General features: G+C 54.3%; 16 protein-coding genes and 1 pseudogene. 4 read left to right on the top strand and 13 right to left on the bottom strand.

The window, feature by feature from the left end:
- Window positions 1-334 precede the first annotated feature (334 nt).
- From ACTH5D_RS00710 to ACTH5D_RS00735, 6 genes are all read right to left on the bottom strand, one after another.
- On the bottom strand, window positions 335-1,828 hold the full coding sequence (locus ACTH5D_RS00710; protein WP_441667746.1) for a tripartite tricarboxylate transporter permease: 1,494 nt from the start codon (window positions 1,826-1,828) through the stop codon (window positions 335-337).
- A 53-nt stretch (window positions 1,829-1,881) separates the two neighbouring features.
- On the bottom strand, window positions 1,882-2,364 hold the full coding sequence (locus ACTH5D_RS00715) for a tripartite tricarboxylate transporter TctB family protein (protein WP_441667747.1): 483 nt from the start codon (window positions 2,362-2,364) through the stop codon (window positions 1,882-1,884).
- A gap of 175 nt (window positions 2,365-2,539) precedes the next feature.
- Window positions 2,540-3,538 carry a Bug family tripartite tricarboxylate transporter substrate binding protein gene (locus ACTH5D_RS00720; protein WP_441667748.1) on the bottom strand — a complete coding sequence of 333 codons (999 nt, stop codon included), beginning with the start codon at window positions 3,536-3,538 and terminating at the stop codon, window positions 2,540-2,542.
- Window positions 3,539-3,796: 258 nt separating this feature from the next.
- Window positions 3,797-5,125 (bottom strand): CitMHS family transporter, encoded by a 1,329-nt coding sequence (locus ACTH5D_RS00725; protein ID WP_441667749.1) that lies wholly within the window; start codon window positions 5,123-5,125, stop codon window positions 3,797-3,799.
- A gap of 478 nt (window positions 5,126-5,603) precedes the next feature.
- Window positions 5,604-6,341 (bottom strand): response regulator, encoded by a 738-nt coding sequence (locus tag ACTH5D_RS00730; protein ID WP_441667750.1) that lies wholly within the window; start codon window positions 6,339-6,341, stop codon window positions 5,604-5,606.
- A gap of 110 nt (window positions 6,342-6,451) precedes the next feature.
- The gene (locus ACTH5D_RS00735; RefSeq protein ID WP_441667751.1) at window positions 6,452-8,131 is read right to left on the bottom strand and encodes an ATP-binding protein; all 1,680 of its coding nucleotides are present in this window, start codon (window positions 8,129-8,131) and stop codon (window positions 6,452-6,454) included.
- A gap of 142 nt (window positions 8,132-8,273) precedes the next feature.
- Here ACTH5D_RS00735 and ACTH5D_RS00740 point away from each other — a divergent pair, with 142 nt between their 5' ends.
- The 3 genes and pseudogenes from ACTH5D_RS00740 to ACTH5D_RS00750 all read left to right on the top strand — a co-directional run bounded on the left by ACTH5D_RS00740 (window position 8,274) and on the right by ACTH5D_RS00750 (window position 11,569).
- On the top strand, window positions 8,274-9,002 hold the full coding sequence (locus ACTH5D_RS00740) for a DUF481 domain-containing protein (protein WP_441667794.1): 729 nt from the start codon (window positions 8,274-8,276) through the stop codon (window positions 9,000-9,002).
- A 204-nt stretch (window positions 9,003-9,206) separates the two neighbouring features.
- A pseudogene (locus ACTH5D_RS00745) lies at window positions 9,207-10,516 on the top strand (BCCT family transporter).
- Between the two features lie 138 nt (window positions 10,517-10,654).
- Window positions 10,655-11,569 (top strand): LysR substrate-binding domain-containing protein, encoded by a 915-nt coding sequence (locus ACTH5D_RS00750; RefSeq protein ID WP_441667752.1) that lies wholly within the window; start codon window positions 10,655-10,657, stop codon window positions 11,567-11,569.
- 61 nt (window positions 11,570-11,630) lie between these two features.
- Here the strand turns inward: ACTH5D_RS00750 and hglS are convergent, their stop codons facing one another.
- The 6 genes from hglS to trhO all read right to left on the bottom strand — a co-directional run bounded on the left by hglS (window position 11,631) and on the right by trhO (window position 19,152).
- Window positions 11,631-12,992, bottom strand: a complete 1,362-nt coding sequence (hglS, locus tag ACTH5D_RS00755; protein WP_441667753.1) for a 2-oxoadipate dioxygenase/decarboxylase HglS — start codon at window positions 12,990-12,992, stop codon at window positions 11,631-11,633.
- Between the two features lie 252 nt (window positions 12,993-13,244).
- Window positions 13,245-15,659, bottom strand: a complete 2,415-nt coding sequence (gene ybiO, locus ACTH5D_RS00760) for a mechanosensitive channel protein (protein WP_441667754.1) — start codon at window positions 15,657-15,659, stop codon at window positions 13,245-13,247.
- A 134-nt stretch (window positions 15,660-15,793) separates the two neighbouring features.
- The gene (locus ACTH5D_RS00765; RefSeq protein WP_441667755.1) at window positions 15,794-16,225 is read right to left on the bottom strand and encodes a YqaA family protein; all 432 of its coding nucleotides are present in this window, start codon (window positions 16,223-16,225) and stop codon (window positions 15,794-15,796) included.
- A 32-nt stretch (window positions 16,226-16,257) separates the two neighbouring features.
- Window positions 16,258-17,079: an IclR family transcriptional regulator gene (locus ACTH5D_RS00770; RefSeq protein ID WP_441667756.1), complete on the bottom strand. Its 822-nt coding sequence runs from the start codon at window positions 17,077-17,079 to the stop codon at window positions 16,258-16,260.
- 229 nt (window positions 17,080-17,308) lie between these two features.
- Entirely contained in the window at window positions 17,309-18,124 is an 816-nt protein-coding gene (locus ACTH5D_RS00775) for an enoyl-CoA hydratase (RefSeq protein WP_441667757.1), read from the bottom strand.
- A gap of 65 nt (window positions 18,125-18,189) precedes the next feature.
- The gene (gene trhO / locus ACTH5D_RS00780; RefSeq protein WP_441667758.1) at window positions 18,190-19,152 is read right to left on the bottom strand and encodes an oxygen-dependent tRNA uridine(34) hydroxylase TrhO; all 963 of its coding nucleotides are present in this window, start codon (window positions 19,150-19,152) and stop codon (window positions 18,190-18,192) included.
- Between the two features lie 183 nt (window positions 19,153-19,335).
- Between trhO and ACTH5D_RS00785 the strand changes: the two genes are divergently transcribed.
- The gene (locus ACTH5D_RS00785) at window positions 19,336-20,025 is read left to right on the top strand and encodes a pirin family protein (RefSeq protein ID WP_441667759.1); all 690 of its coding nucleotides are present in this window, start codon (window positions 19,336-19,338) and stop codon (window positions 20,023-20,025) included.
- A 72-nt stretch (window positions 20,026-20,097) separates the two neighbouring features.
- On the opposite strand, the gene serA is transcribed toward ACTH5D_RS00785, so the two are convergent.
- Window positions 20,098-21,342, bottom strand: a complete 1,245-nt coding sequence (gene serA, locus ACTH5D_RS00790) for a phosphoglycerate dehydrogenase (RefSeq protein WP_441667760.1) — start codon at window positions 21,340-21,342, stop codon at window positions 20,098-20,100.
- Window positions 21,343-21,371: the final 29 nt, after the last annotated feature.

Here is a 21,371-nt window from a genome sequence, read left to right on the forward strand (position 1 = left end):
CTAATACGTTCATTAGCCATTAACACTTGCAAGGGATGCGCCAGATTGGCACAACACTTTTTTACAGCCATTTATTCAATGACTTATTGATACTATAAAAACCCACAGCTTAGTCGAGCGCACCAAAATCAAGCATCAGGCTTGAGCTTAAGCACGCTATCAATGCACCAATAAAACCCTGCGCACCAATCTGGCACTTAACGGACGTCCATACACAACAGCAACGCTAAGCCCACTATCTGGTTACAAAGCCGATAAAAGCGTGAGATACAAAAAAGGAGCCTGGATATCCCCAAGGCTCCTTATTAATCATCCAAAACGTACCGCTAATAAGTTACACAGCAGCACTTTTCTTGCGGCGTTTTTTCAGCAGCGGTAGGCCAAGCGACAGCAAGGCAACCAGCAGCAGCCCCAGCGAAATCGGTTTGTCGATGAAGGTTGTCCAATCGCCACCCGAGATTTGCAGCGCACGGCGCATGGACTCTTCCATGATATTACCCAAAATCAGCGCCAGGATTAGCGGCGCCGCCGGGAAACCAAACAAGCGCATTCCCAGGCCAACCAAGCCAAAGCCCAACAGCAGCAGCAGATCAAACACGCTGAAGCTCATGCCGTAAACGCCGATCATGCAGAAGATTAGGATGAGTGATAACAGCAATGGCCGGGGCATATCGAGAATTTTGGCGATGTAGGGAATCAGCGGCAGGTTAAGCGCCAGCAGGAAGATATTGCCAATATACATACTGGCAACCACGCCCCAGAATACGTCCGGGCGCTGCTCAAGCATCATGGGGCCAGGGTTCACGCCCATTACCAAAAGCGCGCCCAGTAGAACCGCAGTAGTACCCGAGCCCGGTACCCCGAGCGTTAATAGCGGTACAAAGGAGCCGGTACAAGCAGCGTTATTGGCCGCCTCTGGTGCCGCGACGCCCTTGATATTGCCCTGTCCAAAGGTGTGGCCATCTTTAGCAATACGCTTTTCCATGCTGTAGCCCAAAAATGAGCCGATAGTTGCGCCCGCACCTGGCAGCACGCCGGTAAAGAAACCCAGCACCGAGCTACGGCTAATAGGGCCAGCAATCTCTTTTACTTCATTGCGAGTCAACTTCAGTGAGCCAATCGCATTACGCGGTACTTCTTTGCCACCGCCGCCGCGCAGCAGCATATAAAACACCTCGGCAAGCGCGAAAATACCCAGCGCTACGACAAGGAAATCAATGCCATCGAGAAGCTGAATGGAGCCAAACGTATAGCGCTCGGTGCCGGTCTGCATATCGATACCCACAATCGAGATAATCACCCCAACCACGGCGGCAATGAGCCCTTTGACCAGTGACTTATCCGACAGCGAGACTACGGCGGTTAAGCCCAGCACCATGAGTGCAAAGTATTCAGAAGGGCCAAAGCTGACGGCCACTTTCGACAACAGCGGTGCGATCAGCATTAAGAAAATAACGGAAACAGTGCCACCGATAAAGGAAGCGTAGGCGGCAATCGCCAGCGCTTTGCCCGCTTGCCCTTTTTTAGCCATCGGGTAGCCATCAAAAGAGGTCGCCACCGTACCCGCCACGCCCGGGGCGTTGAGCAGTATCGAAGACGTAGAGCCGCCGAAGATGGCGCCGTAATAAACCCCCGCCATTAAAATTAAACCTGACGAAGGCTCCATGGCAAAGGTAATAGGAATCATGAGGGCAAGTGCGCTAATAGGGCCTAAGCCCGGCAGCATGCCAATAATAGTGCCGGCGAATACGCCAGCAAACACGTAAGCGATATTGATCGGCTCAAGCGCGATGCCAAAGCCGTACATCAGATTATTGAAGGCATCCATGGGAATTACTCTCTTAAAGACCTGCTAGCTTAATTTCGGCTAAAGCGGCTGGTTTAGAAAGGCAGCACGCCTGTGGGTAGATAGACGTCCATCACTCGCGTCATAGTGAGATAGAGCGCTAGCACTACCCCCAGCGACGTAGCGAGGTTAACCGTATGGCGGCGGTAGCCGTAGTAAGCCGTTAAGCCCACGCAAAGCAGTGTCGAGGCGAGCACGAAGCCCAACGGCACCAGCAAAAATGCATAGGCAGCAATTGCCAGCGAGGTCACGATGACTCGTGCCCAGGGCGTTAATAGCAGCGGCCCTTGTTGTGCCTCTTGATCAATTTCGTCAGCACCGGCAATCGGCGTAGGCTTCTCAAAAAACAGAAAAGCCGACAGTATCAATAAAGAAACCCCTAATACTTTGGGAAACAGGTCCGAATCGACCGGCCGCGGTAGCGGGAAGGTCGGGATTTGCCATGCCATCGCGATGTAGGCGACAGCCAATAGCGCCAATACCAGCGCTAACCACTGATTGGTATTTAAACGAGTCATAGGAATCTCTCCAAAGGAGCCAACGCACCGACTGTCGTTAACAACCAGCTTTAGTCTCGGTCTTTAAGAACAGTTGCTTAAAAACATGTTCTTAAAAACAGGTACTGAAAAACAAGTGGTTAACAGCAGTAGCGCCCCAACCGCACTGAAGCGGCTGGGTTATACAGGAGTAGGATTACTGGCGCAGCAAACCAAGTTCGCCCAGCACATCGCTGAACTGCTCTTGCTGCTGATCCAGGAAGGCACCAAATTCTTCGCTGTTTTGGTAGGCGTCGATCCAGCCCAGCTGGTCACTCGCGTCACGCCAGGCGTCGGTTTCAAGCATTTCCGCGAACAGATCTTCGTAGTAGGCCACGGCTTCTTCCGGCATATCCGGCGTGCCCATGATGCCGCGCCAGATATCGAAGGTGTAGTCAAAGCCCTGCTCTTGATAGGTGGGCACTTCACTCAAACCACCACCCAGGCGCTCTTCAGAGGAAACACCCAGTGCGCGAAGCTGGCTACCTTCGCCCAATTGGCCGACTGACTCGCCAGCACCGGTGATGACCGCTTCAATATGGCCACCCATCAGGTTGGTCATGGCATCGCCGCCGCCCGAAAACGGAATATAGTTGATGTCCGCAGCATCCATACCCGCCGCTGAGGCCAAACCTGCCACAGAGATATGATCCATCGAACCCGGTGCACTACCACCGCCAACGCTCAAGCTAGGGTCTTCTTTCAGCGCATTGAACAGGTCTTCAAGGGTTTGATACTCAGAGTCCGCCGCGACCAGAATGATCGAGTAGTCGGTATTAATCCTAGCGACCGGGGTAAAGTCGGTGTGGTCATAGCGTGAGGCGCCTGCCAGCGGCACCAGAATCATCGGCGGACTAGTCGCAAACAGCTTATGCGGATTGCCGGTGTCGCGTGCCACTTGTGCCCAGGCGACGGCACCGCCACCACCTGGTACGTTGATCGCGGCGAAGCTTTCATCGGCCAGCCCCTCTTGCTGGATCACCCGGGACATGGTGCGAGCAAGCGTGTCCCAACCACCGCCCGGATTAGCTGGCGCGACGAATTCAATCGAGCGACTTGGCGTCCACTCTTGCGCCTGTGCGGCGGTCGTCATTCCAGCAAATGCGGCTAGCGGTAGAGCAAATACAGATAAGCGCTTGAGAGTAAGCGAGGTCATGATGGCGTTTCTCCACATCTCAGTGTTGTTGTATGGGTATTGGTATAAATAGTTGTCTTATTATGTGATGACACGCCGCGAACGTTAGAAGAACGTGCCCCTGACCGACAAGCTTGTGAGCATAAAAGGCAAAAAGTTCATTCTATTCATTCTGTTCACAACATGAACCCTTCATTAACGCGGCGGCGCATCTTCCAAAATGCGCCGCCTTCCATTGCTACCGGCCCCAATTCAGCTTAGCCGTGAAGCATCCGTGGATCAAACGGTTATCACGCCGAGTAAAACAGCACACATCAATAGCACGATACTCAGCCCCCACATCCAGAAGAACGAATAGCGCAAGTGCTTGTGCATCTCTAAACCGGAGAGACCTAGCGCCAGCCACACGGCGGGAGCCAAGGGAGATACGAAGGTACCCACGATGTTACCAATGATCATGGCATAGGCTGTCGAATACGAATCGATATCAAAGGAGAGACCGATTTGCTCTACCACAGGGAACAGAGCGAAGTAGTAGGCATCCGTGCTAAGCAGCAAGTCCAACGGCACACCCAGAACCCCAATAATGATATGCAGGTAGTTAGAGAAGGCGCTCGGCAGTACCGTCACCACATCATTGGCGATGGCATTTAACATGCCCGTACCGTTCAAGACCCCTAGGAACAGGCCTGCAGAGATAATGATAGAGGCCATGGTTAAGGCACTCGGCGCATGCGCTTGAATGCGCGCCATTTGCTCTTTTGGGGTACGATAGTTCACCAGCAGCGCCACAGCAACACCCAGTAAGAACGCCAACCCCGCAGGCAATATACCGGCAACCAGAATCGTGATGACGGCAATAGCGATGATGGCATTAACCCAGATCAGCTTTGGTCGCAGTAGGCTAACATCAACATCGTTTGAGAAGACGCCTTGGGTTAGTGAGCCTTCGTCATGCTCCTGGCCCGGATGAAGCGTGCCGTAGGTTTTTAAAATCCGGCGTTTTTCCAGAATTCCCATAAAAACCGCTAGCGCCAGCATTAACACCATGCCGATGGCCTGGATCTGAATCAGTGGATACCATAATTCAGTGACATCTACATCCAGTACCGACGCCACTCGCCCCAATGGTCCGCCCCACGGCACCATATTCACGATAGAGGCAGAGCCGGCAATAAGCAGCAATAGTAAGTAAGGATTCATGCGTAGCCGCAGATAGAGCGGCAACAGTGCCGGTATAGTGATCAGGAATGTGGATGCGCCGGAGCCATCTAACTGAGCCACCATGGCAATGAGCACGGTAATCAGAGCGACAGTAATAATATTGCCTCTCGACAGGGCGATCATCTTATTGATCACCGGCTCAAACAGCCCCGTGTCCTGCATGATTCCAAAGAAAATAATAGCGAAAATGAACATTACTGCGACATTCATCACGGAGCTTAGCCCCGCACTAAAAAACTCACCTAGATCCGTCGCATCAAAGCCTGCCGCAAAAGCTGCGATTACCGGCGGAATAACCATTGCCACCAGAGGAGAGACGCGCCCACTAATAAGGAGGCCGACGATAACGATGATGGTGATAAAACCAATGACACTTAAGCTCATTCGTCATTAACCTTTTCTTTAATTCTTAAGCTTAATCATCCCTAGCAACGGCGAACACGCGCTCGCCTTAGACCTTAATAGACTTAGCGACGAACCGCATCGCGCTCAGCCCCATTGAGGGCATAGCGACAAGCATTGGTTGCCTAATAGCTGAGTCGGGGTATTCTCCCCGCCCTAGGAATTGACTAGCGTTAGAAATTGGCTGAAATGGGAAGGATCCTACGCATTCACCTTCAGGGTGACACTAGGTCCAGTCAGGAACATCTGAGGCAGTCCAGACCCTCTAAAACGCCTTAATGTCAGGGATTCTGACGATCATGACGCTCTTCTTGTGAAGAAATCATTACTAAGCTGGCGTGCTGAGCGCACATTAAAGGATTGGCACAACGCCTCTCAACGTTATGAACATAATGAACAAAAAATTCATTTTGGGCATTGTGTGCATTTTGTTCACACGACTCCATCTTCTCTTACGACGCTACTCCTCTTCGCACCAAGGCAAGGCGTCACCGACCAAACGATAGCGGCGCTCGGGCCTCCCGACGTCGCCGTAGCCCAGCTCGGCGTTTACCAGTTGCACCGAGACCAAAAACTCTAAATAGCGGCGCGCCGTGGAGCGGCTAGTGCCCATCTCCCGCGCCACCTGCATCGCAGCCTGAGGCTGAGATGATGCCTGAAGCGCAGCCACCACCGCACGCAGGGTTAGGCGATCAATACCTTTGGGAAGCATGCGTGTTTTCTGTGCCGAACGCCCCGCACTACTGGGTTGTAATCGGGCCAGTACGTGATCCAATTCATCCTGGCTCAGCTCTGCGTAGTTGGCCAGCACTTCGCGCTCATGGCGAAAACGAATGAGCATCTGACTCATCCGGGCGGCTTCAATTGGCTTAATCAAGTAATCAAAAACCCCACCGCGCAGCGCCTTGCTGATCGTTTCCACCTCGCGAGCAGCCGTTACCATCACGATATCCACATGCACATAGTCGCGCCGGATTGCCCATAAAAGCTCTAGCCCTTCTACATCGGGTAAGTAGGCATCCAGCAAAACCAGATGAACATCATCGGCATGCTGGGCCATCAGCGCTTTAGCCTCACTGCCATTGCGCGCCATACCGACGACGTAAAAACCGTCGCTTTGCTCAATAAAGGCTTTATGGATATCGGCAATGCGAAAATCATCTTCGATGACCAAAATACCGTATTGCTTGGCAGACATGCATTTTCCCCTAGCAATGTTTCATCATTGTTGTAGTGGCAATATGTAGTGGCGATGGTAACAGGCGCCGGTGTTGCTCGGTTGTATCGATTAAACCCAAAGTGCTGCGTTCATACGGTGCGGGAAGCGGCGCACAGCGAGCGATCTAGCACGGCGATAAAACACGCGCCCTCAAGCTCACTTTCCTCTAGCGTCACCGCTCCTCCGTTTTGACGACACAGCCTTGCGACGAGTGCTAAGCCAATGCCCTGATGCTTGCCGTTTTTGGTTGAAAAGCCATCTTGGAAAATCGACTCGGCGAGTTCAGCGGGCACGCCTGGGCCGTTATCTTCCACCTCAATCAGTAGCTGCTCGCCTAGGTCGGTGAAAAACAGGCGCACTTTAGGCTCCTTACTCGGCCCATTAAGCGCGGCGTGGCAGGCATTATCTAGCAGGTTGCCGACCACACTCATCATGACTTCTTGCCCGGTAGGCGTAAGCGCGCAAGAAAGTGAGCTTTGCGAGTCGATTTCCAGCGCCACGCCAAGCTCCCGCGCTCGGGTGAGTTTACCCAGCAGCGTGCCACTAAGCACGGCGTCAGCCACATGGCGCATTAAAAAGCTCATCTGCGCCTGGGTACGCTCCGTTTCTTGGTGGATCAGCGCCAGCGCCTCGTCAGTGCGCTTTAACTGTAGCAAGCCCGAAATAGTGTAAAGCTTATTGGAAAACTCATGCGCCTGAGCACGCAGCATATCCACGTCGCGGCTAGCCTGGGTCAATGCTTGAGACAGATCAATGATCTCGCGACGACTACGAAACGTGGCCACCGCGCCCTCGACCTCGCCCTCATGCAGAATCGGCACGCGGTTCACCACTACCGGATGATCGCCTAGCCACATCTCCTGATCAAACTCCCGCTCGCCGTGCTTGAGGACTTCTAAGAGCCGAGAATTAGGCACCACCCCGCGGATCGGCTGCCCGAGCAGCACATGCGCATCGTCTAGATTAAGAAAGCGCCGCGCCTGCTGATTGACCAGGGTGATATGGCCCTCACGATTAACCGCCAGCACGCCCTCGTGAATAGATTGCAAAATGGCCTCTTTTTCCATCGCTAAGCGGGCTATTTCATAGGGTTCAAGTCCCAAGATCACTCGTTTAAGATGCTGCGACAGCCAATAAGCCCCGGTAAACCCTAGGCAAATCATTAGCCCGACCAGCCACCAGCCGAAGCTGGTGTATCTGCCCACATCCATGGCAACGCGATCCATCATGAAGCCGACGGAAACAACGCCAATGATATTGCCCTCCTCGTCCCAAATGGGGGCTTTTCCTCGCATGGCGGTACCCAAAGAGCCTGTCGCCTCTGAGACATAAAATTGACCATAAATCAGCGCTTGGTCGTTGTCTCCTCCCACCATTTTCTCGCCAATCCGCTCCTGCACCGGATGCGAGTAGCGCCTGCTTTGCGCATCACCGACCACCACGTAGCGCGCCCCCGTTTCATGGCGAATGCGCTCTGCGAGCGGCTGAATAATGAAAGATGGGTCAGGAATAGCAAATGCGTTGATAATTTGCGGCATCGACGCCACCGTTTTGGCCACCGCCAGCGCCCGCTCGCCCATCTGTTGGCTAATAATTTCTGCCTTACGATGATTGAGATACGTACCCTGTGCCAGTAGCATGCCAGCTAGCAGTAGCCCGACTAACAGCATTACCTGAAGACGAAAGCTGCGTTTATACCAGCTGCGCCTAGCGCGAGTACGGCGCCAGCGCTGAAGGTCAGCTAAGTTGCGGGGGCGAGAAATGGTCATAGATACGCTCAAAATACGTGACAGCGTCATTATGACACGCGTCGGCCAACGGCGTTGAACGTCGCCACTTTCTGTCATCGTTCGCTGATATAATGGCTGAATGCCTTACTCAAGGAGGGACGTTGTGGCGATCACTCGATGGATGCTCTTGCTGGTCTGCTGGCCATTGTGGCTAACAGCAGCTTATGCCAGCCCGTTCTATGCACCACCCGCGCCGAAAGAGGACGCCCCGGTGTTCAGTGGCGATGCTGAACTCGGCTTTACCCGCCTTTCAGGCAACACCGACAGCCAAACGCTTATTGGCAAAACACTGTTAACGTGGCTAACGGGTAACTTTACCTATTCTCTGCGCGGTGAAGTCCGCAACGTGACAAAAGATGACGAAACCAGCGCTGAGCAATATTTGGTGGCCGGGCGCGAACGCTATGACTTAAAGGGCCCACACTATTTGTTTGGATTCGCCCGCTGGGAAAAAGACCGCTTCGCGGGCTATGACCAGCAGCTCTCCGTCGTTGGTGGCTATGGCCGACAGATTTTTGAGACCGATGCTCATACGCTGTCGCTAGAAGCAGGCCCGGGCTACCGACATGACCGCTTGCGAGATGACGATAACGATCGACTGGCAGTGGCCTATACCGCACTCGACTACCGTTGGGGATTTTCTGACTATGCGGATCTTCAGCAGGAAATGTCATTGGAGTATACCGAGCAAAATGTCACATCCCGCTCGCTAACAGCGCTTACCGCACGACTCAATTCAAAGCTTTCACTACGTCTTTCACACGAAATCAAGCACAACTCCGAGCCGCCTGCCGATGCCAGTGAGCGTACCGACAGCACCGTAAGCGCGTCTCTTCTTTACCACTGGTGAGCCAAAAGCGTGCAGGCTATTTTTTTACGCACCAAAATAAAACGAGTTCGACGTTGGTCTATATTGTCGATATACTGTGTCCAGTTTCCTGTCCTCGCGCCATTCATTGAATGGCGCTTTTTTTTGAGCTGATTTCAGACGACCTAAACGCGTCAGCCCCTTAGCGACGTGCGTTGATAGCGGCTTATCCGCCTCCTGGCCCCCATAAAGGTAGTTAACCAACCTGGCCCTAACATTGAGGGCGCCAAGCGGTCTCCCCTCGGCGATCCTATTGTACTGATCCTCAACGTCGTCTTTATCATCGCCTTTCTGGCGCGTCGCTTTACGACGTTGATCTAGTCGCCGATAGCATAAGTGCAGGCTTTGCATGGACCGCACTGGTCTTAGGTAGCTACTTTCAACTACTGCTGCTAATGATGTTCCTTATTGCGATTGGCTTGGCCATGACCCCGGCCGCCAAAGCTAAAATCGGCAACCTAGCCACACCCGAGATGAGCACATTTAAGTGGCTCTCGATTATTCTGTGTACGCTGCTCGCAGGCGGTGGCGTATTTTTTGCGGCTGGTGAGCCGGTGTATCACTTTGTAGTGACGCCTCCCGCCTTTGATAGCGAAGCGGGCACGCCCGACGCCGTTACCGGTGCATTGGCCCAGTCGTTTATGCACCGGGGGTTTATGGCCTGGGCGGTGCTGGGTTCCCTCACCGCCGTCGTATTGGCCCATGCCCATTACGTGAAAGGCCAGCCGCTTCAGCCGCGTACACAGCCTTATCCCATTCTGGGCGAGCGGCTCATGCGTGGCCCGCTCGGCGGCTTAGTCGATGCTTGCTGCGTGATCGCCTTAGTGGCAGGTACGGTGGGCCCGATTGGCTTTCTGGCCACACAGGTCAGCTATGGCCTGCACGAATTGTTCGGCTTGCCCGAGGGCTACCGGTCAGCTAATCATTCTTGCCGTGCTTGGCACCGTGTACGTGCTCTCTGCAATGAGCGGTGTCCATAAAGGCATTCAAATTCTTAGCCGCTTTAATGTGCTGCTAGCGCTGGCTATTGGTGCAGTGATTATTGTTTTTGGCCCGACGCTATTTTTAGTTAATGGCTATGTTTCCGATATGGGCACCTATATCAGCGACTTCTTTACGATGGCAACCATGACCGCAGAAACCGCACCGGCGTGGTGGATGCAGTGGCGATTCTTGCGCCTATTGCGACCACCGTGTGGTTCACCCTACTGGGCGGCTCGGGCATTTATTACCAGCTAAACGGCGTGCTTGATTTAACCGATGCGCGGACTAACTTTCAGTTTGACGTTGCCACGTTAACGGTTGCCCAAGCATTGCCCGGCGGCACCTGGATGGCCGCCGTTCTGCTACATATGGGCGCAGGTCAAATTGGCGCGCTGCAGCAGTTTATCGTTATCACCTCGATTCCGGTGTCATTGATCTTACTGCCATCGCTATGGAATGGCCCGCAGGCGGCGTATGCCATGGCGCGTGAGCAGGGAATTATTGACCGTTAATCAAAGTTGCCGCTGGTGATAAGGGCAGTGACGTTTGGCAATCAATTCTCCACTCGCCTCATGAGCTATGATGACCCCCTTACATCACCTCGGCGCTTAGGCATCGGGGCGGTTCATAGGTTATCAGGAGCTCCTCGCTTGGCATCACGTAATCTTCCTTCAACTACCGCCATGCAGTGTTTTGAGGCTGCGGCGCGTCATATGAGCTTTACCCGGGCAGCCGATGAGCTGAGCCTGACGCAAAGCGCGGTCAGCAAGCAAGTCGCGCATCTTGAGTCGATCTTGCAACATAAGCTTTTTCGTCGGGTTAGACGCAGCCTTCTGCTCACGCCAGAAGGCGCTATCTTTCTGAGCGACGTACGCAAAGTGCTTGCCCAGCTTGAGATGTCGACCCATACCATCATGACCTATAGCGGCAATAGCGAGGTACTCAAAGTTGCGACGCTGCCAAGCTTTGGCAGCCGCTGGCTAGCCGACAAACTGCCGGCCTTTTTAGCCGCAAACCCGGGTATTAGTTTGGAGTTTCATGACCGCGTGGAGGACTTTGATCTAGAGCAGCAAGATGTCGATATCGCGCTGTTTTACGGTCACGGCAGCTGGCCTAATCTTGCCTGCCATAAACTGGTAGATGAAGAGATGGTCGCCGTTGCCGCTCCTACTCTGCTGGCGCAGCATCCCGTTGAGGCTGCCAACGACTTAGCTCAACTGCCGCTACTGCACCTTTCCACTCGCCCTGATGCCTGGCACCACTGGTTTGCCGGTCAGGAGATTGCGACTGACCGCAGCTATCACGGCACCCGCTTTGAAACTTTCCCGATGCTGGTGCGTACCGCCATGGCCGGGGGTGGCGTCGCGTTGGTACCACACTTTGTGGTAGATGAAGAACTGGCCGCCAACCGGCTCATGCTGGCCTGGCCACATCGTTTGCATAGCGAAAGCGCGTATTATTTGGTCTATCCCGAGCATTTAGGCGAGCTGGCTAAAGTTCGCCGTTTTGTCGAGTACCTGGCGGCAAGTGCTGCTGTGACCACAGCCATTGAGAGTCGCCTATAAACAACTCAGGCCGCACGTTTAAGGCAGCCTGAGGGGGGTCACATCATCAAGGAAAGACGAATTAGCCCGCTAGCGCTGCCAATATGCGCTGCTGAGAGGCCTGCTCCCGCTCGGCATAAAGCGCCAGCTCGTCCGTCACCGGCGCACCTAGTGCTTCTTCAAATGCCTCTCGATTGGCGTCGCCAGCATAGGCATCGCTGGCGTTGCCGCCCAAATTAGACTGAAAAATACCCGCAGCGCTGACCGGTAAGAAGTCTTCATAGGTAATGGGCTGCGCCTCAACCAAACCCTGTGCTATTAAGGCATCCATATCGCTACTGGTATTGCCTGTAGCGACTTTTCCAGCATCGGTGAGGTGATAGTGGAAGTAAGCGAGTCCTTCGCGGCGCATCGCTTCATCGCTGTCAGGCAGCGCTGTAAATACTTTATTCATCACCGCTTGGTGGGCATCGTTATCCAATCCTGCCGTCTCCTTACGGCCTTCATTTAACAGCTTATCGTAAAGCGCCCGCCCTTTAGGTGTGAGCGCCATGCCTCGCTGCTCGACCTCGCCAAAGCGGGCGGTATGCGTGCCCTGGGCATCGCCTGCAAAGCGGATCGATTCCTCAAGCGCCTTGAAGCTCGTCTGGCGCAGCAAGATGGACGCTTCACGGCGCGGCGGGCCTTCGATGACTGCTTTCGGGTTCATGCCAACGCTTGGCATACGGCGCTGAACTTCGTCGATATCCAACGTGCGCGGCGTTAAATGGTTGATATGCGGCCCGCGAAAACACACCACATCGGCAATTAGACGGTGTTCAGCGCTAAGCGCCTGGTAGGTGTCTAGATCTACCGTGGCATCCTGGTGCCATCGGAACGTTTCTAGAGCTTCGTTAACAAACTGATCGGCCTCGTCGCTAGTTAATCCGCCTTGTGTTTCAAAGCGCTTGATCAAATCGCGCACTTTAGGTGTGAAAATATCCCGCTTAGTCAGAATCTCTTCAGCACGCTGGCGCAGCGCCTCGCTTTCAGTAAGCTCTAGGCGCAACAGCGAGGTAAACACGCGGAAAGGATTGCACGCCAGCGCTTCACCTTCGATAGGGCGAAAAGCCGTCGAGTGCACCGGCACGCCTGCTTCGGACAAATCGTAATAGCCGACTGGGTACATGCCCATCACCGCAAACAGGCGGCGCAGCATGGATAATTCATCGGCGGAACCTACGCGAATTGCCCCGTGACGCTCTACGCTCAGTCGCGCCAGCTCTCCTTGAGCTTCCAATCGCCGGCGCAGCGCAGGCTGCTGGTTCAGCGTCTCTTGGTTAACCTGCTCCACCAGTTCCAACAACGTGCCGTACTGGGGCACTTCCGTTTGATACATCGCCGACATAGCAGTGGAGAAACGGTCGCGTACGTCATTGGTGGCTAAAAAAGGGGTCTGAGTCATTTCACGGCTCTCGATAACGTATTGCTTCTGTTATTCAGGGGTTAATATCCTTATCAAAGCAAATTCAAGCGGTAGATCACAAACGAAAAAAAACGCTCAATGCATGCCAAATTGGAATGCATGGCGAATTAAGTGACTGTCACTGAAGCGTTCAAAACAAACAGTCGAGGCAAGGGAATGGAATAGTCGCGCTTACGCAACGCAGCGAGGCCGCCCCTAGGCAGCCTCGCTGAGGGTTAAGATAACAGAGGCTTAGGTTTCACCCACATCATCATGGTCAGGCTTTTCATGTTCAAACGTTTCAGGGGCTGATTGAAGGCTGCGAGGGTCAAACCGATCATCCGTTGCAGAGAGATCACCGGCTTTAGGCTGCCCAGCGGGGCTACCATCAATCGTAAAGGCTTGCTGCATAACCCGTAAGTTCGCGGGCGGCGCAGAGCCTGTTTTATCTTGCCCGAAGTAAAGCGTCGTATGCGGGAACGGAATCTCGATACCCGCCTCATCAAAGCGCAGCTTGACCAAGCGGTTGTAAGCACGGCCAACGCCCCACTGATCGCCCGGCGTGGTCTTAATCACTACACGGATGTTCACGGAGCTATCTGCCAAGGCAATTACGCCTGCCACCGTCATATCGGCCAACAGTTGATGACTATGCTCTTCGCTGGCTTTGAGATCTTCAAAGGCAAGTTGGAGCTGCTCAATGGCGCCGTCAATGCTTTCACGATACGCAATGCCGTACTCGCCAACGTGATTACCAAACTCACGCATATAGTTAGAGACGGTGTCGACGCTTGAGAACGGCACAATGTGATACGTACCAGAGAGATCACGGATCCCTACAGAGCGAATGCTAAGCTTTTCAGCAGTACCGGTAACGCCACCCACGGTGACGACATCGCCGGTATTCATCGCATTTTCGATCTGGATAAACACGCCCGTAATCACGTCTTGAACGAGCTTCTGTGCGCCAAAACCAATCGCTAAACCGAGCACACCGGCACCGGCAATCAGCGGGCCAATGTTGATGCCAATTTCCGACAGCACAATCATGCCGGTAATGGCCACCATCGCAATGGCCAGTGCATTACGGAACAGGCTGAGCAGCGTTTTCGCCCGTGCAGAAGGCTCACCCATGCCCGTTTCCGGGTTAAGTTTGTGCTCAATCAAGCTTGCCAAGCACAGCCAAACTATAAGTGAAACAATCAAAATAACGGCGACGCCGGTTAGGTTACCGACTAAGTTCGCGCCGCGCTCAGAGGCGTACCAAGCGGCTAAATTAAAGGCGCCCCAGGCATTTAGCACCAGCATGATGACCACGACCAAAATGATCGTGCGCAGCACGCGCAGCGCATTAGGCACATAGCTATTTAGCCGCGTTTCAAGCAGCGGCAGCTTACGACGCAGATCGTCTGACAGCGTGATGCGGCGGCCAATTGTCTGCGTAAGGAAAGTGGATACCAATAGCCCGATCACAACGGCCGCTAACGTCTTCAACGTGGCGAACATAACAAACGGCAACGCATCACCAGGGCGAGTTAACGTCAGTACAAACACCATCAGGAAGTAAAATAGTGCGAATAGATGCCAGGTGCGTGCAAACAGCTGTAGTGAGACGCGGCTGGCCGTCATCGTTGTTCTCGATGCGGTCGCGTTAAGATTATTACGCACGCGCGCACGGTTTTTAAACACAAAGCCGACGGCGTAAATGAACGCCATTAACATGATCAGCGTACCGACTGCCTGACCAAGCGACGCGGCCAGATAAAAGTTCACCAGCGGCACCACGACCATAAGACCGTAACCAACCATGCCAATCAAGCGTGCCAGCCAACGGTTCCAGTAGGATGCTTCCTGGGCCGAAATAGGCAGCAGGCGCAGCCCTTCATAGCGCGAAGAGAACAACATCCGCACCGCGGCTTTAAGTAATTCGATAATTAAGAAAGCATTTAAAAACAGCGAAGCGCGGGTGGAAAGTTCACCGGTTTCACCTACCGCAAAAGTGGCCAACAAATTGCCACCCACATAGGCAAGGACAATCAGCAGCAAATCGATAACTGCGGCAATTACCACGCAGCCAATTAAGCGCAATACGGGTGTTAAGTTGCTGCCGTTGAGCGACAAACCGCTTATCTTAGTAAATAGTGGCTTCGCTAACCGCCTGAAAATCATAAACATTGCAAATGTCGCAACAATCACGATGCCCAGATTGATCGCTGCACTGGTGAAGGACGCCAAATCAAAGACGCTATCGGCCCCTTGCCCCGTGAACAGGTCTCCTAAGATGCTTGCCACTTGCTCAAACTGCCCACCCACATCACTCACCACGCGGCTAGTGAGTTCAGCCAATTGCCGCGGTAGGGATACATCTTCCGGCGCCAGCTGGCTGCCCTCTGCGGCGGCTTCAGGCGATAGTTCAGCGGCAATATCAGCGGGTAGCGCTGAGGCCTGATTGCGCAGCATATCAATCAGCTCTTGTCGCGACTGCTCATTCTCTAAGAGACCCGCCAACGCCTCGTAGGAGGTAGGCTCTGCCTGCGCCGATGAGGCTGAACTATCGGCATTGGCCGATGCATTCGGCGTGCTCTGCGCCATTGCTGGGGTGGCCATTAAGGCAATCATTGCCAGCAACCAGACACCTAGCCAGGGTAATAAACGAAGTGGCTTCACCTTAACCTCCTTTTGGGTGAGTATTCTTTTCAATCTAACGGCTGCAGTGTGTTACGCAACCGATATTGCTGGCACTAACAACTCAGCCGATTATAAAGCTGTACAGGGTAACACGACTTGATTAACAAGGTGTTTCACTGACAGTACGGTGCCAGCCATTGATTCGCCAATAGCAGCACCAGTGCGTAACGAGCGCCTTTGGCAACCACAATCCATGCTAACGCCCGCCACCAGGGCAGCCGAAACACGCCGGCGAGAACCGTGAGCGGATCACCGATAATCGGCGCCCATGACACCAGTAGGCTCATTTCACCAAACCGATGATACCAACCCTCGGCGCGGGCCAGGCTACGTGGCGATGCCGGAAACCAGCGGCGGTCTTGAAACCGGCGAGCATAGCGCCCCATCGCAACGTTGATCATGCTGCCCAGCGTATTGCCCGCTGTCGCCACGAACCACAGCGCCAGCGGCGGCTCACCCACACACCAAAGCCGTGCTAGCCACACCTCAGACCCACCCGGTAACAGCGTAGCGCTCACCAAGGCGACAAAAAATAGGCTCAGCATCGTTGTACAATCATAGCCTCGGTATGCCTACGCTAGCGCGGCACTTGCCCGCCCAACTGCTGGGTAATTTCATCGGCAGTTTGACGAACTAGCTCGCCCAAGGTCAGCAAACGCGCCTCGGGAATCCTTGCCATCGGGCCTGAAACGGATATCGCCGCCATCGGTGTGCCGTGTTCATCAAACACACAGGCAGCCACACAGTGCAGGCCAATGGCATGCTCCTCGCGGTCACAGGCAAAGCCCTGCGCGCGAATTTTCGCCATCTCGGCTTGCAGCGTGTCGGGCTGATAGAGCGTATTCGTTGTCACTCGTACAAGCTCGCCTTGTTCCAGCAGTTGCAGGCGCTCATCATCGGGCATCCACGCCAGCAGCGCTTTACCCACACCCGAGGCGTGCAGCGGCGCACGCGAGCCCAGACGAGTAATCATGCGCATCATCTGAGGCGACTCGTGCTGGGCAAGAAATACGGCCGTTGCCCCATCGCGAATGCCCACGTTAGCGGTTTCGGCCGTTTCAGCCGTTAGCCGACGCAAAAATGGTCGGCTGGTCGCTACTACGTCGCGCGCTTCCAAAAAGCTGTTGCCGATACGGAAGGTTTTGACATCGATCCGCCATAGACCTTGCTCATTTTCTTGCGTCACAAAGCCTTGGCTTTGTAGCGCCTGTAGCAGCCGATGGGTCGTCGAGGGCGCAAGCTCAGCCATCTCTGCCACTTCTGACAGCGCTAAGCCTAGCGGGCTGGCCGCGAGATGCTCCATCAGCGTTAAGCCACGTACTAGCGACTGGCTATGGCCCCCGCTGGCTTTGGCGGTACTCGCCGGACGACCGACCGTCCTGCGTTTGGCTTCACTCACCGGGCTCTCTCCTAAAAGGCTCTCTTAAAAAACGATTTTAAAAGACTATCTTAAAAGCGCCTTTCCTGAAGACGCCGTCCCTGAAAACAGCATTTCGGAAAATACCGTTCCTGAAAACACTATTTCTACACATACTATTTCTAAACATAAACAGGGCATCAGGATAACGTGCCAATGCGACCGCTGTCGCGTTTACGGAAACGAATTCCACTAAAGCAGCAGCGTAACGTTAACGATGCTGCCATTGCGGTGGCCGCTTGCCGATAAACGCATCAATGCCTTCGCCCACATCCTCGGCCAGCATATTGCAGGCCATCGTTTCACCCGCAAACGCATAAGCCTCATCAAGCGGCATGGCAAGCTGGCGAGCAAACATTGCTTTGCCGGTACGCACCGCCACGGCGCTTTTAGCACAGATGCTCGTGGTCAATGCCGCAAGAGCTTCATCCAACGCGTCATCTTCGGCCACTCGGTTAATCAGCCCCCACTCGGCCGCCTGCTCGGCGCTGATAAAATCGCCGGTGAGCAGCATTTCCATGGCGCGTTTACGCGCCACGTTGCGCGACAGAGCCACGGCGGGCGTAGAACAAAATAGCCCCACACTAATGCCCGACACGGCAAAACGAGCGCTGCGCGCAGCGACCGCCAAATCGCAGCACGCCACCAGTTGGCAGCCAGCGGCAGTGGCAATGCCCTGGACCTTAGCAATCACCGGCACAGGCAGGTTAACAATGGCCTGCATTACCTCGCTACAGCGGGCAAACAGCGCCTGGTAGTAAGCTTTATTGGGGTTGGCGCGCATCTGCTTTAAATCATGCCCGGCACAAAAGGCCTTGCCTTCTGCGGCGATCACGACACAGCGTACGCTGCTATCGTCGGCAATCTCGGCTAACGCCTGCTGAAAGGCTTGCAGCATGGTTTCAGAGAGCGCATTAAAACGCTCAGGCGCGCGCATGGTTAGCGTTGTGACGCCTAGATGGTCACTGCGTTGCAGAAGGGAGGCAGAGGTACCTGCATACGATGAGCCGGTAGAGATGATGGGCATGATGAACTCCAATTTGAGTAGCACATGGCCCATCAGTCTAGCGCACAAGGTGCGCGTATTGGTCGCTACTTCTTCATTTTGCGCGTGTCGCGCCCTAAGGGGTGGGGCTCGCCACGCGCCTTGGCAAGCTCAATCTGGCGCTGGCGTTCGCGCGCAGCGGCGCGGGTTTTCTCGGGCAGCGAATCAATACAGTGGGGGCAGCTAATGCCGGGCTCAAAGGTGGATGACTGCATGTCGTCGGCAGAGATCGGCATACGGCAGGCGTGGCACTGCTCAAACTCACCTTTACTTAAATCATGGCGTACCGTGACGCGGTTATCGAACACAAAGCACTCTCCGCGCCACAGCGACTGCTCTTCAGGGACTTTCTCCAGGTAGTTCAGCACGCCGCCCTTTAAGTGGTAAACCTCTTCAAAGCCTTCTTTAAGCATAAAGCTCGAGGCTTTTTCGCAGCGAATACCGCCGGTGCAGAACATGGCCACTTTTTTATGCTTCTCAGGGTCGTAGTGCTCGCGCACGTACTCAGGGAATTCCCGAAAAGTCGTGGTTTTCGGGTCTATAGCACGCTCAAAGCTGCCGATGGCCACTTCATAGTCATTGCGCGTATCGATCACCAACACTTCCGGGTCGGCAATAACGGCGTTCCAGTCTTCTGGCTCAACGTAGGTGCCGACGGTGTCGTTGGGGTCAATATCCGGCACGCCTAGCGTCACGATCTCTTTTTTGAGCTTCACCTTAGTGCGATAGAACGGCGTTGCATCGCAGTAAGACTCTTTATGATCAATGTCAGCCAGGCGCGAGTCGGCAGTCAGCCAGCTAAGCAGCGCATCAATGCCGGCACGACTGCCGGCGACCGTACCGTTGATGCCTTCTTTAGCAAGCAGCAAGGTGCCCGTTACGCCGTTATCCAGCATTGTTTGGTGCAGCGGATCACGCAGTGCTTCAAAGTCGTTCAGGGTGACAAATTTATACAGCGCCGCGACCACGGTGGGCGGCATTGAGGTAGACGTCGGGGTGGATACAGACATGCAAAGCTCCAGGTAGTCGCCCTCGCAAAGGGCGGACCGGGTTAAAAGACGCGAATATTTTAGCGCAATCTGCGCCGGAAAACGTCGATTTATTCGACACAACCTTACTGAAAGCTTCATCACACAAAGCCGCTGTGAGGCGTATATTGTCACTATTCCCTCACGCAACTTGCGGAGAACACCATGATTATTCGTCGTTCTAATGAGCGTGGCTACGCTGACCACGGCTGGCTACGCTCTTATCATACCTTTTCCTTCGCCAACTACGTTGATCCAAAGCACATGGGATTTCGTGCCCTGCGCGTTATCAATGAAGACCGCGTGACGGGCGGCCATGGCTTTGGCGCTCACTCCCACCGGGACATGGAGATTATCTCCTACGTGCTGGCAGGAGAAATGGAGCACAAAGACAATATGGGCAACGGTGAAGTGATGCGCCCAGGCGACGTGCAGCGCATGTCGGCAGGCACCGGTGTGCAGCACAGCGAGTTCAACCATTCTGAGCAATCCGACCTGCATTTTCTGCAGATATGGATTGAGCCAAAGCAGCTGGGCATTGCCCCCGGCTACGAGCAGAAAGCCTTCCCGACGACTGAGCGGCAGGGAAAATGGCGTCTGGTGGCTTCTGAAGAAGGCCACGATGGGTCTGTGAGCATTAACCAGGACGTGAACCTTTATGCAAGGCTGTTCGCGGCAGGGGAAAGCACGACTACACCACCCACTCGTCACGCCTGGCTACACGTTGTTAACGGCACTATGGAGATTAACGGTGAAACGCTCGGCGCCGGCGACGCGGCCGCTTTCCAGCCGGAAGAGGCGATTACCCTCACCGGTAAAGAAGCGGGCGAAGTGCTGCTGTTTGACCTGATTTAATAGCCTGCACCAACCAAAACGGCGCCTCAAAAGAGGCGCCGTTTTTTATGCGGTGGCTTGTACTGCTAAGCGCTAGCTGTTGTGAGACGAGTAGAGCGCACGAATTTTTAGCGTGTGATCTACCTGCTTCAATGCTTCCAGCGCTTGAGGGCCGTAGGCTTTATCGACATCGATGACCACATAGCCGACTTTCTCATTGGTCTGCAGATACTGACCGGAGATGTTGATGCCATTTTCAGACAACACACGGTTAATCTGCGACAGCACGCCCGGTACGTTGTCATGAATATGCAGCAGGCGGTGCTTGTCTGGATGCGCGGGCAGCGCCACTTCGGGGAAGTTAACCGAGGTCACGGTGGTGCCGTTATCAGAATACGTAATCAGTTTTTCTGACACTTCAATGCCGATGTTCTCCTGAGCTTCCAGGGTTGAGCCGCCCACGTGCGGCGTCAAAATCACGTTTTCTAGACCACGCAGCGGGCTTTGGAACTCCTCGTTGTTACCTTTCGGCTCAACCGGGAAGACGTCAATCGCCGCACCGTTCAATTTGCCCGCTTTAATCGCATCCGCCAGCGGTTCGATTTCTACCACGCTGCCGCGCGCAGCATTGATAAAGATTGCGCCTTGCTTCATGGCCGCAATCTCTTTCGCGCCGATCATCCAACGGGTTGAGGCAAGATCGGGCACGTGTAAGCTGACCACATCTGCACGCCCCAGCAGTTCGTCAAGGCTGCCTACTTGGCTGGCATTACCCATGCCCAGCTTAGCAATCACATCATAAAAAATAACGTTAAAGCCCAGTGATTCGGCCAGCACAGAGAGCTGCGCGCCGATGCTGCCGTAGCCCACGATACCCAGCGTTTTACCGCGGGCTTCGTGAGAATTTTTCGCTGATTTCAGCCAGCCGCCCTGGTGGGCACGAGCGTTTTTCTCAGGAATGCCTCGCAGTAGCATAATCGCTTCTGCCAGCACCAGTTCAGCCACGGAGCGTGTATTGGAGTACGGGGCATTGAACACCGCGATGCCGCGCTTCAATGCTGCCGTCAAATCGACCTGGTTGGTGCCGATACAGAAACAGCCAACGCCCACCAGTTTCTCTGCCGCTTCGAAAACGCGCTCAGTCAGCTGCGTCCGCGAGCGAATGCCGATGAAGTGCACATCGCGGATCTTCTCGATCAGCGCGTCTTCATCCAGCGACGTCGGCAGATGCTCAATGCTGGCGTAACCTGATGTGTGAAAATTGTCCACCGCGCTTTGGTGGACGCCCTCGAGTAGCAGGATCTTGATCTTGCTCTTGTCCAGGGACGTTTTGGCCATGGCTGAATCAACCTCTAATGGGCGGCGGC

It is taken from the genome of Halomonas sp. (assembly GCF_052095695.1).
Taxonomy (GTDB): domain Bacteria; phylum Pseudomonadota; class Gammaproteobacteria; order Pseudomonadales; family Halomonadaceae; genus Vreelandella.